The sequence below is a fragment of the Nostoc sp. genome (genome assembly GCF_036919495.1).
GTDB lineage: Bacteria > Cyanobacteriota > Cyanobacteriia > Cyanobacteriales > Nostocaceae > Nostoc.
This window is the reverse complement of the sequence record NZ_JBALBZ010000150.1, coordinates 78,569-95,405: the sequence shown is the minus strand read 5'-3', so window position 1 is coordinate 95,405 and position 16,837 is coordinate 78,569. Positions and strand designations below refer to the sequence as shown.

The window sequence follows — 16,837 nt, the reverse complement described above, 5'->3', positions numbered from 1 at the left end:
AGAAGCAGGAATAAGATGAAAAGTATAGAAACAATTGCCACAGTTACTAAAGATGGTAAGATTACAACGCAGTTACCATTGGATATTCCAGAGGGTGAGCATCAGGTGGTAATAGTAATTGATGAAAAGCCTTTGGCTGAGGAAGCAGAAAAAAAAGAAAGCGGAACAACGTACTGATTTACTGATTAACCCCAAACGCTTCTGCGTTCCCAATATTCAGCGACTCTTTTTTCCCACTGCTCCCAGTAATCTTTAATAACTGCTGATTCAAACCAAAATACCTCTGCTGGCATTTCTGGAATCGCTACTACCAACAGAGCGTGCTTTAGCTGAATACCGTAATCTTGATAATACTCGTTAGCTGCTCCTATGTACGCAGTAAGTTGCAGTGGATGTTCATATAAATGCTCAATTGAACCTTTGGGTTTGTCTGCTGTTTTCCACTCACAAATACAAGGAATACCTTGATAGCTGGCAATACAATCAACTTTGCCAGAATAAGCCAAATCATGATGGAAAACTGAGCCTTCCACGAGTTTAACTGTGTCGATTTGTTCTAAAACTGGCTTGATACTTTCCCAATAAGGGCGACTCGCTTCGGGACAAACTGGATTTTGTCCAAGAAGGTAGCGCTCAATTTGTTTGTGTGTTTGGGTTCCCCGTCGACTAGCAGTTGTAGTAATGCGGGTAGCTTCTTCTGTACCAACACGCGCTTTCCAGTTTAATAATCTGTCTCTGTCTGCTTGTGATTTGGTGGCATTAAGTATTGTAGTCACGCTGGGAAAGCGATTTCCCTTGGCATCTACATAATATTGTTTACCATTTTCTCTTTTGGCTGTGGCATTAATCCGAGGTAGCAATTGGTTATCATGCATCAGTTGGTGTGTTGACTTTGAGATTCCCTCAAGAAGGAAAGTGAATAAAACCCCTTTCCATTGTAAGAGGTTGTTTGAAAAGTCCTATTATCGGTATAAAAAGTTCTAGATCACCCTAAATCCCCCTTTTTAAGGGGGACTTTGATTCTGGTTCTCCCCTTAAAGAGGGGGGCTAAAAATGGCTCTATTTCCCACTTTTTAAGGGGGACTAAGGGGGATCTTTAAGACCTATGCACTTTAACTGAACCGTATTGGGACGTGAAGCTGAATTGCAAAACCTGCATGAGATGTTGCAGGAAAATAATCAGGTGGTAATTGCCGCGATCGCTCGGTCAACATAGTCGCTCAGAATAAATCTTATCGCCATGAAATCTCGCGTTGTGCTACCAGTTTAATCTTACGTTAAAACAACTGTTCAACACGATTACTGTTTAAACTCTCACTTTTTTTCAAATATTGTCGGAAATATAAACGATATAATTCACACGCAACAGTACTGCGATCGCTTTCTAAATTAATTAGCCCCATACTCTGTAATTTACATGCCAATGCTGGCTCCAATTGCACATAGTTTGTAGCGTTAATTACCTCATAAAAAGCATTTTGCAACTCTGCATTATCTCGTAGCACTAACACAAACTGCCTTAAATACTCGTGATAAATTCCTGCTTCTGTAGGTGCTTGTTGCAATAGCTGTTCTAAATCCCCTTCTAGTCCCCCTTTACCTACAAGGTGATAAAAAGCTAATCGCAGCAAATAAGGATATCCTCCCACCATTACCATCAAACTCTCAACATTTTTACCATCTGTCCAATCCAAGCCGTGACGTAGTGCTAAATCCAGCACCTGCTCTCTTGTAAAGGGAGATAACTTAATCGGTAAACCAATATTAAATGGTGATTGAGTCAGTTTTATTGGAACAAGAATTTCCGTTGAATAAACTAGAACTAGGCGCAATTTTTGCCAAACTTCTACCCCTTTGGCTTCTTCATACCACGATCGCAGCAATAATAACAATTCTTCAACAATTTCTTGATGCTCAAGCACCCAGTCCACCTCATCCAATATCAAAACAAGAGGACTTTCTAGCGCAGACAGTAAATACTCTTGGAAATAGATAAAGCAACTGACTTTGCTACTCATATCTTCCTTCCAATAATCATTGAGTTTTGGTTCTAGCTGTAACTCCCGACTGACGTTTGTACAGAACCACCGCAAAAATGTATCCAAACTGGCAAATACTGCTTTATCTACTTGCTGAAAGTCCAACATCACGGTACGAAAGCCTTGATTGTTAGCGTGTGCAAGCAACCACAAAATCAGAGAGCTTTTCCCCATCTTCTTGGGTGCTTTAATGCAGATGAGACTCCCAGGTTTAGCCATTTCTGCGTAGGCGAGTTCCTCAATTGGCGGGCGAGGGATGTAAAATCTGGAATTAAGCGATACTGGCCCACTAGGAAATTCTAAGGATATAGCTGTAGCTGCTTTGTTGAACTCCTTAACTAACTGCTGATGTGCTTTACTAAGACGATGATTTTCTACAGTCTGACGGAAGTTTAATTTATTTATTGGTTCTTTACAAAAAGCACTCAGTAATTGCCATAAATGAACAGCAATTTTCCTGACATCTTCCTCATCGTAGTCAGCTTCACAGGCTATATTCGTGTAGGTTTCTCCTTCCCACGAAGAACGCAAAATGATCTCTTGGAGTGTCGTTAAACCGTTTGCTTGACTCGCTTTTAGTAGCAATACTACTTCATCTATAGTCATTACTCATCGGCTCTAAAGCATTAAATTTTCTCACACCATTATTCTTTGGAACTCAAGATAGCCTGCTTTGTATGGATAGCAGCCAGTCGTTTTCCAAAAAGCTACAAACAAGGCTTGAGTTATATTTTGCACTTGCCTATCCCACCTGAGAATAAATTCTCTTTTCTTATAGCCTAAGTCCATTCAAGTGGACTAAAACCTTTACTTAGTCTTCAATAGATAGACTTTAGCTATAAGCTTCAGAATGAATTCTGAGGCGGTCGTAGGGACTAGTGCAAGTTCTGAGTTGACAATTTTTTTGTATCCTGAAACATTTGATATGACTCCAGCATATAATTTTTTTTACAAATTTTTTCGAGTTTTTAGGTAATTATATGTGATTTGAACTACTTTTTTTAGACATATCTTAGAATGTAGATGCACACAATGGAGTTATTTTTTTCTAAAAAATCGCTACTGCGATCGCATTACCTTTTTCTAAATTCCATCTAAATTGATGATATGGGCAGTGACAGCCTAATCAATTAAGTAGACGATTCAATCCATAACTGGATCGTCAGGGTGCTAAGACAGCGTAGAGAGAGCTACAGGATATCTTCCTCATCGTACCAGCAGCTATGCATATCGAAAAACCCGCTACCCATGAACCGGAAGCTCTATCAGTACAAGATTCCCAGAGTTTCCCAGAATCAAAAGACTTATCTCAAGAGAATTTAGATACTTGTCAATGCTCACAAGCCGCCTTACAAATGGCATTAATAGCCAGTGGCTTGGGGTTGTGGGATTGGAATTTAGTAACTAACAAAACCTATTACGATCCTCAGTGGAAGAGCATCCTGGGATATAAAGTAGACGAAATTGAAAATGAGCATAAATCCTTTGAGCAACTTGTACATCCACAGGATTTACCAAGAATTCGCCAGGTATTGCATGATTACTTGGAAGGATGCACACCTGTGTTTGAAGTCGAATTGCGAATGTTGACTAAATCCGGTGAGTGGAAGTGGATTTTGACTTGTGGGAAAGTATTTCAGTGGGATGAATTCGGTAAGCCAGTGCGGATGGCGGGGACGCACAAGGATATTACTCAGGATAAAGCGATGTCTACGACGGGCTGCGCCTACGCTACTCAACAATACCAACTATTTGAACAACTCCAGTCTACCGAAGACCAAGTAAGCGAAAAATCACAGCAGCTAGAAACTACCCTCGAAGAACTTAAATATACCCAAAAGCAGTTATTGCAGAACCAGAAAATGGCTAATCTCGGTCAACTGGTGGCGGATATGGCTAACGAAATTAACAACCCCGTTAGCTTCATCTACGGCAATCTCCATCCTGCAAGTCAATATGCTGAAGACTTAATCAGAATTATTGAACTTTACCAACATTACTATCCCACACCGATACCAGTCATAGCCTTACACCTGCAACGCCTCGACCTTGGCTTTGTGAAAAAAGATTTTTTAAAATTGCTGTGGTCAATGCGAGCCGGATCTGAGCGCGTTAAAGAAATTGTTTTCGCCTTGCAGAATTTTTCAAGCTCTGACGAAGGTCAATTGAAAAAGGTTGATCTGCATAAAGGACTTGATAGTGTTCTAAGGATTTTGCAACATCGTTTGAAGGAAAAACCTGATAGAGCTGGGATTGAAGTAATTAAAAACTTTGGGGAATTGCCTTTAATCGAGTGTTACCCTGGTGAACTAAATCAGGTATTTATGAATATCTTGACTAATGCCATTGATGCTTTAGAAGAAAGGATTAAACATGATTATTCCTTTACTCCCAATATTTTTATTCATACAGAAATTATTAGCAGCCATTTATCATTAGTCAAGAGTAATGAAGTTTGCGTAAAGGATAAATTACTAGGAAAAAAACACAAAATTATAATTCGCATTTCTGACAATGGTCAAGGCATACTTCCTCATATCAAACGGCATATATTTGAACCATTTTTTACGACCAAACCAGTAGGCAAAAGCCAAGGGCTAGGATTATCAATTAGTAGAGAAATTATAGTTGAAAAACATCAAGGTAAACTTAAGTGTAATTCTCAATTAGGTCAAGGCACAGAGTTGGTGATTGAGATGAATACAACAGCAAGACAGTATACCGCGATTAGAAAACATGCCAGTTTTTAGGTAATTAACCTTGGGTAGGAAGTGTTAATTTTTGCAAGCTGATGCATTAACAAGGCGGCGATCGCATTCACAATGCAATACAGTTCAGAATGAGCAACAAAACCCTGATGTAGAGACGCGATTTATCGCATCTTGAAAGACTGACAGTTAAAACAGCAGATGGTAGACCATCAATGTCAGAATACTGAGTCATAGGATGGGAAAATAAAGGTGAGTAATGTCCACCCCCAAATTTGCTGGACTATATTACTCAAGACAGATAAACAACAAATTTTATCAGTCAAAATCTATGACTTCGACTCCCTCTCAAACTCCAAAGCCACCCACTCAAGCAATAGGAGCCAAGATTTTCCACTGGTGTAACATCATTAGTCTATTTATCATGCTCACCAGTGGACTACAAATTTACAACGCCAACCCTGTTTTTGGTGGACGGGCAGGTTTGCACATTCCTCCAATATTTACGTTAGGAGGTTGGCTCGCAGGAGGTAGACACTGGCATTTTGCAGCAATGTGGCTATTTTCACTGAATCTCTTGTGGTATGGAATTTACATTTTAATTACTCGGCGCTGGCGACATCGGTTTGTAGGTGCCAATGACCTCAAAGCATTACAAAAAAGTCAAAATTCCAAACGTCTAATTTATGCTTGGCATCGGATTGCTTACACAGCAATTATTCCTATTTTGCTGTTGGCGTTATTTACAGGAATAGGAATGTATAAACCTGCTCAATTTTCCTGGATTGTTGATTTTTTTGGCAGTTGGCAAGCGTTGCGAATTGTTCACTTTGCCTCAGTACCAATGTTTATCTTATTTGTAGTTATTCACTTTCGATTAGGGCGGAAAGCTGGCGGTACTGAATTAACAGAATCAATGTTTTGGTAAACGAACTTTTTTACTAAAAAAATGAACTTTTTTGATAAATTGAATCGTAATATCTTGCAAAATCAAAGCTTACTATTTGTAGGACTTGATCCAAATCCAGAGATGATGCCTGTGCGTTATGAATCGGAAGAACTCATCACTGGTTTGGAAAAGTGGTTGCAATTCATTATTGCAGAAACTTCTGATTATGTTTGTGCTTATAAACCGACACTTGGCTTTTACGAAGCATTAGGTATTCCCGGTTTAGAATTGCTGTACAAAACTTTAGCAGCTATTCCACCCCATATTCCAGTAATTTTAGATGCCAAACACAGTGACTTAAATACTAGTACCATTTTTGCCCAAACTGTGTTTACACAATGGCAGGTGGATGCAATCACTCTTAGTCCTTATACAGGACAAGATCATGTAGCACCTTTTTTGGTCTATCCTGATAAAGCTGTGTTTATTTTATGCTGTACCTCTAATGCAGGTGCAGAGGCTTTACAGCAATATCCTACAAACGAGTCACCCCTTTATTTACAGGTGGTAAAAGAATCAAAAACCTGGGGAACTCCAGAACAATTGGGTTTGGAAGTAGGAACTACAAATCCTGAGATTTTAGCACTTATTCGCGCGATCGCGCCTGAACGAATTATTATGGCGCGTAGCATCTGGGCGGAAGGTGCAAACCTGAAGCAAATTTTAGAAGCAGGTTTGAATGCTAACGGTGATGGTTTACTAATTCCTGTTCCTCAAGATATGTTAGGGAACACCCAACTATCTGAGAAAGTCCAGTCTCTACGCGCAGAAATTAATCAAATCAAAGCTGAAATTGTTCATGAAAATTCCACATGTTCTGTGTGGTTTCCTGATGTTTGTTTTCTAAATCAGCATCCCTACCAAGATTTGATTTTACAACTTTATGATATTGACTGCATTATGTTTGGCAGCTTTGTCCAGGCATCAGGAGCTATATTTCCTTATTACATCGACTTACGCAAAATTATTTCCAATCCCCAAGTTTTTAATCAAGTTCTCACTGCATATCAAGATATTTTGAAGAATCTCATTTTTGATAGATTAGCAGGTATTCCCTATGGTTCTTTACCTACTGCGACTGGTTTAGCTTTGCGCCTTCATTGTCCGATGATTTTCCCTCGAAAAGAGGTGAAGGCACATGGAACTCGGAGAGTAATTGAGGGTAACTTTCATCCTGGTGAAACAGTTGTAGTTGTTGACGATATTCTCATCAGTGGTAAAAGTGTAATGGAAGGGGCAGGAAAGTTAGAATCAGCAGGATTAAATGTTAATGATATTGTGGTATTTATCGACCATGAACAAGGGGTGAAAGATAGGTTACAGCAAAATGGTTATCGCAGTCATGCGGTTTTAACTATTTCGGAAATTACTAATACTCTGTATCAAGCAGGGCGAATAAATGAGGAGCAATTTTTAGCTTTCGCTGAAAGTTCGTGATTGGAAAAATGGGGAGTGGGGAGTAGAGAATGGGAAATAGGGAAAGATTTTTCTTGTCTGCTTCCTCTTGAGTAGATTTAATTACTCGGTTCAATCTAGTAACTAAAATAATTTTAGTTTTTAAATTAATTATGAATTTTCCACTGAATCAACTACTTCGATGGTTAATTTTTACGCTGTTATTTCCTCTAGTGTTTCTCAATGGTTGGCTAGCATTTTTGCTGGTTAAAAATTTTCAACCTGTTGTAACAATTCTTCTTTTGGCTACTTTGCTTGCATTCGTTTTAAACTATCCTGTTGCCATTCTCCAAAAGCGAGGAGTGAAACGTGGCTATGCAGTAGCATTAGTTTTTATCTCAGCATTGATAATTATCGTTGCTCTGGGTATAACTTTGCTTCCTATTGTTTTAGAGCAATTTAATGAGATGGTGAAAGTCTTTCCCCAATGGATTGATTCTAGCAAAGAAAAACTTCAGATTTTAAATGATTGGTTTTTTAGGCACAAATTAAATGTGAATTTAAGTCATTTATTAAGCCGACTAACTGAGCAATTACCCAATGAATTAGAGTTTCTTTCAGATAAACTTTTAAGCATTCTCATAGATACGATTGATAGTATCTCTGAGGCATTAATCACAATAGTGCTGACTTTCTATCTGTTGTTAGATGGGCCAAGGATTTGGGAGGGGATATTTAAAAAGCTACCTGGAAGTTTTGCCCAGAAGATAAGCCAATCTATTCAACAAAACTTTCAAAATTACTTGATTGGTCAGGGAAGTTTGGCTTTGCTGATGGGAGTTTCATTAACATTATTATTTTTAGCTTTTCAAGTGCAGTTTGCTTTACTTTTTGGTTTAGGGGTTGGGCTTTTGAGTTTAATTCCCTTTGGCGATGTCGTCAGTCTTGTTGTTATAACTTTAATAATAGCCACACATGACTTTTGGCTAGCAGTAAAGATTTTTGCAGTAGCTGTTGTTATTGATCAGGTAATTGATCAGGCGATCGCACCACGACTTTTAGGCAAATTTACTGGTATCAGACCAATATGGGTGTTAATTGCTTTGCTTGTAGGAACTAATGTTGGTGGAGTTTTGGGTTTGCTAATCGCGGTACCTGTAGCTGGTTTTATCAAAGATATAGCAGATAATTTTTCTAAATCTGGTGATTCTGAGAATGTAGTTAAGAATGAACTAGCATCAGAACTGTTGGCAGAGGAATCAGCATCGCCATGATTTTTTGATTTGTGGAGAATAATAAAGCGCCAAGCTAGCTGTGCTACTGCATCCAAAAGCAAATTACATAAAAAAAAGCCCCCAGGATTTCTACTAGGGGTGAAAGATATAATACCATTTCACTTTATGTTTGTCGGAGATGCCCCTGCGATCGCCTCTACTTAGACGAGAGGCTAGAGTATTTCTCAAATATTACAGCAAAAAGTGAGCGGGTATAAAATTAGCCAACATTTGCCAAGAGTAATTCTCGTTTTTCTGATTTTCGTACTCTTACCTGAGAGTCATCATCAACATCAACGATCGCTGTATCTCCATCTGTAATTTCACCAGACAGCATCGCTTCAGCCAGAGAATCTTCTAGGAGGCGCATAATTGCCCGGCGTAATGGTCTAGCACCATAACTAGGGTTGTAGCCTTCTTGTACTACACGGTCTTTGAAGCGATCGCTAACTTCTAAGATAATTCCTTTTTCTGTCAAGCGCTTAGAAACATCACGAAGCATAATCTCAGCGATTTGCTTCACTTCATCCCTAGAAAGCTGGGTGAAGACGATAATTTCATCGAGACGGTTCAGGAACTCAGGACGGAAGTAAGCTTTCAATTCCTCGTTTACCAAGGTGCGGATGCGGTTATAACTAGCGTCGGCTTGAGTATCGAAGTCAAAGCCTAAACCACTACCACCTTTTTCAATCACCTTGGAACCGATATTGGAAGTCAAAATGATCAGCGTGTTCTTGAAGTCCACTTTCCGACCTTTGGAATCAGTAAGTTGACCGTCATCCAAGAGTTGCAGCAGCATATTGAATACATCGGGGTGTGCTTTTTCGATTTCGTCGAATAGCAGCACTGTGTATGGTTTCCGCCGCACGGCTTCTGTAAGTTGTCCGCCTTCGTCGTATCCGACATAACCAGGAGGCGAACCAATTAGCTTGGCGACGGTGTGGCTTTCCATGTATTCGGACATATCTAGGCGAATCATGGAGTCTTCCGAACCGAAGAAGTAGGCAGCTAATGCCTTCGCTAATTCTGTTTTACCGACTCCGGTAGGCCCAGAGAAGATAAAGCTAGCAATAGGACGATTGGGATTCTTCAATCCGACACGGGCGCGACGGATACCGCGAGATACAGCCGAGACTGCTTGCTCTTGACCGATGAGCCGTTGATGCAGAGTGTCTTCTAGGTGCAGGAGCAACTCTGACTCAGACTCAGTAAGCTTGTTGACTGGTACGCCAGTCCAAGAGGCAACGATTTGGGCGATGTCTTCTTCGTCAACTACAGTCGAGTTGACAGGTTGATCGTTTTGTGCAGACGTTGCTTGTAGTTGTTCTGCGAGTTTTAACTCTTGGTCACGCAGGGTTACAGCTTTGTCAAAATCTTGGACTCTGACTGCTGCTTCTTTCTCTTTGGTAACGCCAGCGAGTTCCCGCTTGAGTTCTTTATTGGGAGAAATTTGAGAGTTCCGCAGACGAACACGAGAACCAGCTTCATCAATTAAGTCTATTGCTTTATCTGGCAAGAAGCGATCGCTAATGTAGCGGTCTGATAATTCTGCTGCTGCTACAAGTGCTGAATCCAAAATTGTGACTTTGTGGTGCTGTTCGTAAGCGCCGCGCAAGCCGTAAAGAATTTGTACGGTTTCCTCTACTGAGGGTTCGCCAACCATGATTGGTTGGAAACGACGCTCTAGGGCGGCATCGCGCTCGATATGCTTACGATACTCATCAAGGGTAGTTGCGCCGATGCACTGGAGTTCACCCCGTGCTAAGGCAGGTTTGAGGATGTTGGCTGCATCCAAACCACCTTCTGTACCACCAGCGCCAACCAAGGTGTGAATTTCGTCAATCACCAAGATGATATTGCCGACAGTGCGGACTTCTTCTACGACTTTTTTGATGCGTTCTTCAAAATCGCCACGGAAGCGAGTTCCAGCTACCAATGACCCCATATCGAGGCTGATAACTTGCTTGTCTTGCAAACTTTCGGGAACATCCTGGTTGATAATCCGTTGAGCTAGGCCTTCTGCGATCGCAGTTTTACCAACTCCTGGTTCTCCAATCAACACTGGGTTATTCTTAGTGCGGCGACCGAGGATCTGGATCGCCCGCTCAATTTCTTTCTGGCGACCAACTACGGGGTCAAGTCTGCCTTCTTGTGCTAATTTGGTCAAATTCCGACCAAACTCTTCCATAGTTAGTGGTTGGGTGCGCTTTTGACTACCACCACCAGCTAAAGCTGGTGCATTTTCACCCAAACGGCGAATTATGGCACTGCGGACAGTCTTGAAGTCAACTCCTAGATTTTGCAATACTTTGGCGGCAACACCTTCACCAGCCTCGGTCAATCCTAAGAGTAGGTGTTCAGTGTTAATGTAATTCTGTCCCAGACTATGAGCTTCTTTAAACGATTGCTCGAAGAGGCTTTTTACTTTAGGAGTAAAAGGAATTTCTGGTGGTACAAAGCCAGAACCCCTACCAATAATTTTTTCTACCTCGCGACGTGCATCTTTGAGGGTAACGCCTAATTCGGCCAGCACTTTAGCAGCAACCCCAGTTCCTTCTCCCATCAAACCCAGGAGAATTTGTTCTGTTCCTACAAAGTTGTGTCCCAGGCGACGGGCTTCCTCCTGAGCTAACATAATTACTCTAATGGCTTCGGAAGTGAAGTGTTCAAACATAATGGGTTCTTGCTCCCTCGCTGCTTGGACTTTGGGTGAGATAAAATTCACCCTCATCTAAAGTTTTTTGTATTTTCTTAAGGACTAATGTAACTTTATTTAAACTTGAGTGGCAGTGGTGAGAGCCGTAAGACATCAGGTGTACTTGCCGTCTACTAGGGGTTAGGAGTGATAAGTAGATAAGGAGTTTTCAATTTTACAATCGATTTGTCAGTGCAAAAGATGATTTTCTTTTGCCTTTTCTGCTCCTCAGTTCTTGGCTAAACTTAAAAACTAAGACTCAACACTCTTAATTCCTAACTTCTAACCTCTCACTCAGGGACTCACGATGACTGAACCAAGGGTCGGCAAAGACCAACAACATCCTCTTTATAGCCGCGATCGCCCCCTTATTGATATTTTACTCTCTCAAGAGGCGACAGACTATAACTTAGCAGAATTAGCTAGGCTGCGAATGCGTTATCAAGGGTTTCCAGGGGCAAGAGATATCCAAAAAGACCTAGATAAAGCCTTGCAACAGTGGGGTTTGACCGAAGCCGAGCTTTTTGAAAAAACTCGCCAAATTCACAACCTGGGGGGTATTTACAAAAGTCGTGGCAAGAAGGATGAACAGGATTGGAATTAGGGAATGGGGCATTGGGCATTGGCCATTGGGCATTAATTATTCCCTCCTAACTCCTAACTCAGCTATCAGTCGATATAGCCTACAAGACCTTACACTGCCCATGATGCCTTAACAAATGGTCACACAGCACCAATGCCACCATTGCCTCAACCATTGGAACTGCACGCGGTAATACACAAGGATCGTGGCGTCCTTTGGCTGCTAATAGCGTTTCTTCGCCTTCACGAGTTACTGTCTTCTGCTCTTTTCTAATTGTTGCAGTCGGCTTAAATGCAACTCGCAAAATAATATTTTCTCCGTTGGAAATCCCTCCTTGAATACCACCAGAACGGTTTGTTAGTGTGCGGATTTCACCATTTGAATCAATATAAAATTCGTCGTTATGCTCAATTCCTGTTAGCAGCGTTCCCCCAAAACCGGAACCAATTTCAAAGCCTTTGCTAGCAGGAAGAGACATGACACCTTTAGCAATATCAGCTTCTAATTTATCAAAGACTGGTTCGCCCAAACCTTTCGGCACATTTCGCGCCACACATTCTACGACACCGCCGATAGAATCACCTTGTCTACCTATTTGCTCAATTAATTCAATCATGCGATCGCCGCATTCAGGATCGGGACAACGCACAATATTGCTTTCCACTTCTTCTAAGGTGACAGTATTTGGATCAACTATACCTTCCAAGTCTTTGATGCGCTTAACGTAAGCGATAACTTCGACATTGGCGACTTTACGAAGAATTTTTTTAGCGATCGCACCTGCTGCGACTCTTCCGATTGTCTCACGCGCTGAGGATCTACCCCCACCTTGCCAATTACGAATGCCATATTTTGCATCATAAGTTGCATCAGCATGAGAGGGCCGATATTTCTCAGCCATCTCGTCGTAGTCTTGGGGACGAGTATCTTTGTTCCGCACCAAAATTGTTATAGGCGTTCCTAGTGTTTTGCCTTCAAATACCCCTGATAAAATCTCGCAGGTATCCGCTTCTTTGCGAGGCGTTGTAATCTTACTTTGCCCAGGACGCCTTCTATCTAGTTCTACTTGAATTTCTTCTGCCGAAATTTCTAGTTGGGGAGGACAACCATCAATCACAACCCCCACACCGCCGCCGTGAGATTCGCCAAAAGTACTGATGCGAAATAGATGACCAAAAATATTGCCCATGATTTTGAGGAAAAAGGTGAGGCTTATGTATTCTACCTAGAGTTCTTACAAAGTTTGTCTTGGTTTTTTGTATAATTTTTCGCTATTTTTTAGTAATTATCAACAATGTCTCTGAGTTTTTATCTAACTCTATAACAGTATCTGTTAGGGACTTCCAACAAATAAATTACCCAATCTTGTGGGGTGGGCATCTTGCCCGCCTTTGTATATGGGCGGGCAAGATGCCCACCCCACAAAAAGTAGTTGAGTATTTTTTTATTTGGAAGTCCCTTACTAAGTTAAATTAAAAGCGCCCTCCTTTGTGGGAGAGCGCTTTTTGATTTAGCTAAACTTCAGAATTAACCGCTGATAGCAGGAGCGCTCATTGCGACAGGAGCAACATCACCAGCAGCCAAATCTAAGGGGAAGTTGTGAGCGTTACGCTCGTGCATTACTTCCATACCCAGGTTAGCCCGGTTGATTACATCCGCCCAAGTGCTGATGACGCGACCGCTTGAATCAATGATTGATTGGTTGAAGTTGAAACCGTTCAAGTTGAACGCCATTGTGCTTACACCCAAGGCGGTGAACCAGATGCCGATTACAGGCCATGCTGCTAAGAAGAAGTGCAGTGAACGGCTGTTGTTGAAAGAAGCGTATTGGAAGATTAGACGACCGAAGTAGCCGTGGGCTGCAACGATGTTGTAGGTTTCTTCTTCTTGACCGAATTTGTAACCGTAGTTAAGGGACTCGGTTTCGGTGGTTTCACGAACTAGTGAACTGGTTACAAGAGAACCGTGCATTGCAGAGAACAAACTTCCGCCGAATACACCTGCTACACCTAATTGGTGGAAGGGGTGCATCAAGATGTTGTGTTCTGCTTGGAACACGATCATGAAGTTGAAGGTTCCAGAGATACCTAAAGGCATACCGTCAGAGAATGAACCTTGTCCGATTGGGTATACCAAGAATACTGCGGTTGCTGCTGCAACGGGAGCTGAGTACGCAATAGCAATCCAAGGACGCATACCTAAGCGGTAAGATAGTTCCCATTCCCGACCCAGGTAGCAGAATACGCCGATCAAGAAGTGGAATATTACCAATTGGTAAGGGCCACCGTTGTAGAGCCACTCATCAAGAGATGCTGCTTCCCAAATTGGGTAGAAGTGCAAGCCGATGGCGTTGGAGGAAGGTACTACTGCACCAGAGATGATGTTGTTTCCGTAGATTAAGGAACCTGCGACTGGTTCACGGATGCCATCGATGTCTACTGGAGGTGCGGCGATGAAGGCGATTACGAAGCAAGCGGTTGCGGCTAGCAGGGTGGGGATCATTACTACGCCGAACCAACCGATGTAAATACGGTTGTTGGTGCTGGTGATCCACTCACAGAATCTATCCCATACGTTGGCGCTTGAGCGCTGTTGTAAGGTTGCTGTCATGGTTTTATAAGTGCGGTTAGTTGTTTTATAATCAGGCGGTTTTGTCTTTGCCTGTGGAACTACTTTACAATGCTTTACAAAATTTAATCAAGTTTTATTACTTCAGTAAACCTGATATACGTTATTAGCTTTACTTATTTAAAGGTAAGAAGTGGGTAGATGTAGCCCAGCACCTTGGGTTCTGTTACCCATACACACCATTAAATCTATAATATATAGGAAATATAGGAAAATTCCTTTACAAACTTTAAAAGCAAGCATGATATCTACAACGGGTTGCGCTTAGGCTCTCCAGTTCTTTTAGAGAATTTATGTAAACAGGGCTTATGCGCCTATTCCAGAGAATTGTTACAAAAAAGCCTGGTCACTTTCGTAACCAAGCTCTTAGCTATCTCAATCAATCAAGGGAGGTAGAGTTGTCTGATCACAACCCATTAATTAATAGTTTTTTCCAAATTAAGTTTAACAACTTTATTCTTTTCTTGCTCCGTTTTCGGCAGTGTCAGATTCAAGATACCGTCTTTATAATCTGCCGTGACGTTAGTATTTTGAATCCGAGCAGATAGAGGAATTACTCGCTGAAATTTTCCGTAATGAAACTCACTTCTAGTAACACCTTCTTCTTCAATTTTAGTTTCAGACTTCCGCTCACCACTAACGTAAACAGCCTTTTCTGTGACTTGCACATCCAGGTCTTTAGCTTCTATTCCTGGCAGTTCTAGCTTCAGATGAATAGCATTTTCAGTTTCTTGTATTTCAGCAGCAGGAACTTTGCTCAAGCCTCCATCCAAGAATGAAGACGGTACTCTGGTATCTTCAAATATATTATTGAGTTGACGTTGTAGAGTGTCAATTTCTCTCCAAGATTTCCAACGAATTAGTGTCATAAATCTTCCTCGCATCAATTACCTTTTGTTTAATCAGCTTCGCACTTCAATTGGTGCTTACATATTTATATTATGCAGAGTTAGACCTGCTGTAAATTCGGTTATTAACACCAATTAATTGATGATTACCGTCCTAAATTAGACATCAAAAAAGTTACGGTTTACCCTAATTAGTATGTTCGGTAAATCCGAATATACAAATAGATTGAATCATAGTTAACCAATAGATTTGCTATTGAAGGATATAGTAAAAAAATGCAATGCCTGGGTTGGGCTAACCCTAATACCGTTCGGTTAAGGAATTTCTTGGTTAAGGCAGGCATGAGGAGAAGATAAGCTATCCTTGAGAGAAAAATTATTCATACCAATTCTGTATACCGCAGGCTACCGCATTCGCGCAGCGTCTCGCTCATAGACACGTTCGCGTAGCATCTCGTAAAGAAGTGGCTTCCCGCAGGTTAGGACATAAAGAAAGAAGTTAAAAGGATTTGGCGCAGCCTCACAAAGAAATGGTATCAACAATAACCCTCTTTCCTCAAGAGACTCCCCTGCTACCCCTACAACTGAGTAACAGCGCTGCATAAATTTTTAAATTGCCTCAGTTAAATATATATCTGTTCAATTTTGTCCTGAACTTGGCTCTCGATTTATTTTTTAGTTCTTGCGCTCAATTAGCTCAACCGAATGGGTGAGGAATAAACCAACCGCTCAGGTGACCTGAGTGCAGGAAGTTGAGACTGATAAAAAATAAGACTCTATTACTCAATAACACTAATTGCACTTTACTCTAGCTAAGGATAACCCTATGAAATTTTCCACCTTGATTGATTCTATACTCATTGTTGGTTCAATTGCTTTATTACCTGGAATCGGTGGCGCTCAAATAACTACTAACAATAGTGGCGAACCTATAGCTATCAACTCTAATAATTTACTCACTCATTTTACAAACGTCAGCTATCTCAAACCTTTTGATGTTGCATTTCTAGCTTATCAAGGTAACTTGAAAGCACAGGGTATTCCTAGTGGTAGTGCTTTGGTTTCTCAATACCAAACAGGAAGCCTGACTGCACAAGATGTGGTTAAGGCTGCTGTCAACGCTAAAAAGTTACCAGCACAAGCTTTGAATGATCCAGGTTACTTAAATGCCGTCGAGTGGAAGCTGACATCATTCGGCAACACCAATAATTTATCTTACTAAGTACAGCGTTGCAGAGGTTCGTAAGGGATTTATAAAATGCTTTACTATCATCTCGTTGCTTTGATAAGAAAATGCTTCATAAAGGAGGAAAAGCTGCTGTCTTGCCCTAATCACCATCTTAATTACCAAAAATTACCTTAACCCCTTCAACCTTGGAGGGGTTTTTAGTTAGTGCTACGCTTGCTCTAGCATCGTCCCCCTTCTCCAACGCACCTTTTCATATTTGACGCCATCGCCCTTCGTCCCGCTTTGCACAGTGCGTTCAAGCCTAGCGTTTACTTCTGGCTAGCAATACTTTTTACTCTGCCAAGGTGCGTAGGCGCAGCCCGTCCTGTCTGCGACACGCTGCGCGAACGCAGAGAAGACATCGCTTCTCACATCACACAGATGAAAAAATGGTTGAGTAATAAATTATTTACTGTTCTATCGAATTAACGTTGTTAAATTACTCAGCAGGTGTAGTTCTCACCTCTAAGCTGTGTTAGATATTGTGACG

At 41.3% G+C, this 16,837-nt stretch carries 13 protein-coding genes; 7 read left to right on the top strand and 6 right to left on the bottom strand.

Annotation, left to right across the window (positions count from 1 at the left end; genetic code table 11):
• Positions 1 to 15: 15 nt before the first annotated feature.
• Positions 16 to 177, top strand: a complete 162-nt coding sequence (locus V7K25_RS21355; protein WP_335160455.1) for a hypothetical protein — start codon at positions 16 to 18, stop codon at positions 175 to 177.
• 8 nt (positions 178 to 185) lie between these two features.
• Here V7K25_RS21355 and V7K25_RS21350 read toward each other — a convergent pair whose 3' ends face one another.
• A complete protein-coding gene (locus V7K25_RS21350; protein WP_335160454.1) occupies positions 186 to 875 on the bottom strand; it encodes a PD-(D/E)XK nuclease family protein in 690 nt (229 codons plus the stop codon).
• A gap of 402 nt (positions 876 to 1,277) precedes the next feature.
• Complete coding sequence (locus tag V7K25_RS21345; RefSeq protein ID WP_335160453.1) at positions 1,278 to 2,645, bottom strand: AAA-like domain-containing protein; 1,368 nt, start codon at positions 2,643 to 2,645, stop codon at positions 1,278 to 1,280.
• Between the two features lie 617 nt (positions 2,646 to 3,262).
• On the opposite strand from V7K25_RS21345, the gene V7K25_RS21340 reads away from it, so the two are divergent.
• The 4 genes from V7K25_RS21340 to V7K25_RS21325 all read left to right on the top strand — a co-directional run bounded on the left by V7K25_RS21340 (position 3,263) and on the right by V7K25_RS21325 (position 8,365).
• Positions 3,263 to 4,789 (top strand): PAS domain-containing sensor histidine kinase, encoded by a 1,527-nt coding sequence (locus V7K25_RS21340; RefSeq protein WP_335160452.1) that lies wholly within the window; start codon positions 3,263 to 3,265, stop codon positions 4,787 to 4,789.
• 289 nt (positions 4,790 to 5,078) lie between these two features.
• On the top strand, positions 5,079 to 5,675 hold the full coding sequence (locus V7K25_RS21335) for a cytochrome b/b6 domain-containing protein (protein WP_335160451.1): 597 nt from the start codon (positions 5,079 to 5,081) through the stop codon (positions 5,673 to 5,675).
• A gap of 21 nt (positions 5,676 to 5,696) precedes the next feature.
• Complete coding sequence (locus V7K25_RS21330; RefSeq protein ID WP_335160450.1) at positions 5,697 to 7,133, top strand: bifunctional orotidine-5'-phosphate decarboxylase/orotate phosphoribosyltransferase; 1,437 nt, start codon at positions 5,697 to 5,699, stop codon at positions 7,131 to 7,133.
• Between the two features lie 131 nt (positions 7,134 to 7,264).
• Positions 7,265 to 8,365 (top strand): AI-2E family transporter, encoded by a 1,101-nt coding sequence (locus V7K25_RS21325; RefSeq protein ID WP_335160449.1) that lies wholly within the window; start codon positions 7,265 to 7,267, stop codon positions 8,363 to 8,365.
• Positions 8,366 to 8,585: 220 nt separating this feature from the next.
• Here the strand turns inward: V7K25_RS21325 and V7K25_RS21320 are convergent, their stop codons facing one another.
• Positions 8,586 to 11,039, bottom strand: a complete 2,454-nt coding sequence (locus V7K25_RS21320) for an ATP-dependent Clp protease ATP-binding subunit (RefSeq protein WP_335160501.1) — start codon at positions 11,037 to 11,039, stop codon at positions 8,586 to 8,588.
• Positions 11,040 to 11,367: 328 nt separating this feature from the next.
• Here V7K25_RS21320 and V7K25_RS21315 point away from each other — a divergent pair, with 328 nt between their 5' ends.
• On the top strand, positions 11,368 to 11,664 hold the full coding sequence (locus tag V7K25_RS21315) for a DUF3288 family protein (protein ID WP_335160448.1): 297 nt from the start codon (positions 11,368 to 11,370) through the stop codon (positions 11,662 to 11,664).
• Positions 11,665 to 11,743: 79 nt separating this feature from the next.
• On the opposite strand, the gene aroC is transcribed toward V7K25_RS21315, so the two are convergent.
• The 3 genes from aroC to V7K25_RS21300 form a co-directional block, all read right to left on the bottom strand.
• On the bottom strand, positions 11,744 to 12,832 hold the full coding sequence (aroC, locus tag V7K25_RS21310; RefSeq protein WP_335160447.1) for a chorismate synthase: 1,089 nt from the start codon (positions 12,830 to 12,832) through the stop codon (positions 11,744 to 11,746).
• Between the two features lie 338 nt (positions 12,833 to 13,170).
• Positions 13,171 to 14,253, bottom strand: coding sequence for a photosystem II q(b) protein (psbA, locus tag V7K25_RS21305; RefSeq protein WP_335160446.1), 1,083 nt, complete (start codon positions 14,251 to 14,253; stop codon positions 13,171 to 13,173).
• Between the two features lie 434 nt (positions 14,254 to 14,687).
• Positions 14,688 to 15,140, bottom strand: a complete 453-nt coding sequence (locus V7K25_RS21300; protein WP_335160445.1) for an Hsp20/alpha crystallin family protein — start codon at positions 15,138 to 15,140, stop codon at positions 14,688 to 14,690.
• Positions 15,141 to 15,945: 805 nt separating this feature from the next.
• Here V7K25_RS21300 and V7K25_RS21295 point away from each other — a divergent pair.
• Positions 15,946 to 16,341: a hypothetical protein gene (locus V7K25_RS21295; protein WP_335160444.1), complete on the top strand. Its 396-nt coding sequence runs from the start codon at positions 15,946 to 15,948 to the stop codon at positions 16,339 to 16,341.
• Positions 16,342 to 16,837: the final 496 nt, after the last annotated feature.

What these genes read in the sequence shown, in the direction of transcription:
- V7K25_RS21315 (WP_335160448.1), top strand. Translation starts at nt 11,368, where the DNA reads ATGACTGAACCAAGGGTCGGCAAAGACCAACAACATCCTCTTTATAGC.
- V7K25_RS21320 (WP_335160501.1), bottom strand. Translation starts at nt 11,039, where the DNA reads ATGTTTGAACACTTCACTTCCGAAGCCATTAGAGTAATTATGTTAGCT.
- V7K25_RS21300 (WP_335160445.1), bottom strand. Translation starts at nt 15,140, where the DNA reads ATGACACTAATTCGTTGGAAATCTTGGAGAGAAATTGACACTCTACAA.
- V7K25_RS21350 (WP_335160454.1), bottom strand. Translation starts at nt 875, where the DNA reads ATGCATGATAACCAATTGCTACCTCGGATTAATGCCACAGCCAAAAGA.
- V7K25_RS21355 (WP_335160455.1), top strand. Translation starts at nt 16, where the DNA reads ATGAAAAGTATAGAAACAATTGCCACAGTTACTAAAGATGGTAAGATT.
- V7K25_RS21325 (WP_335160449.1), top strand. Translation starts at nt 7,265, where the DNA reads ATGAATTTTCCACTGAATCAACTACTTCGATGGTTAATTTTTACGCTG.
- psbA (WP_335160446.1), bottom strand. Translation starts at nt 14,253, where the DNA reads ATGACAGCAACCTTACAACAGCGCTCAAGCGCCAACGTATGGGATAGA.
- V7K25_RS21340 (WP_335160452.1), top strand. Translation starts at nt 3,263, where the DNA reads ATGCATATCGAAAAACCCGCTACCCATGAACCGGAAGCTCTATCAGTA.
- V7K25_RS21295 (WP_335160444.1), top strand. Translation starts at nt 15,946, where the DNA reads ATGAAATTTTCCACCTTGATTGATTCTATACTCATTGTTGGTTCAATT.
- aroC (WP_335160447.1), bottom strand. Translation starts at nt 12,832, where the DNA reads ATGGGCAATATTTTTGGTCATCTATTTCGCATCAGTACTTTTGGCGAA.
- V7K25_RS21345 (WP_335160453.1), bottom strand. Translation starts at nt 2,645, where the DNA reads ATGACTATAGATGAAGTAGTATTGCTACTAAAAGCGAGTCAAGCAAAC.
- V7K25_RS21335 (WP_335160451.1), top strand. Translation starts at nt 5,079, where the DNA reads ATGACTTCGACTCCCTCTCAAACTCCAAAGCCACCCACTCAAGCAATA.
- V7K25_RS21330 (WP_335160450.1), top strand. Translation starts at nt 5,697, where the DNA reads ATGAACTTTTTTGATAAATTGAATCGTAATATCTTGCAAAATCAAAGC.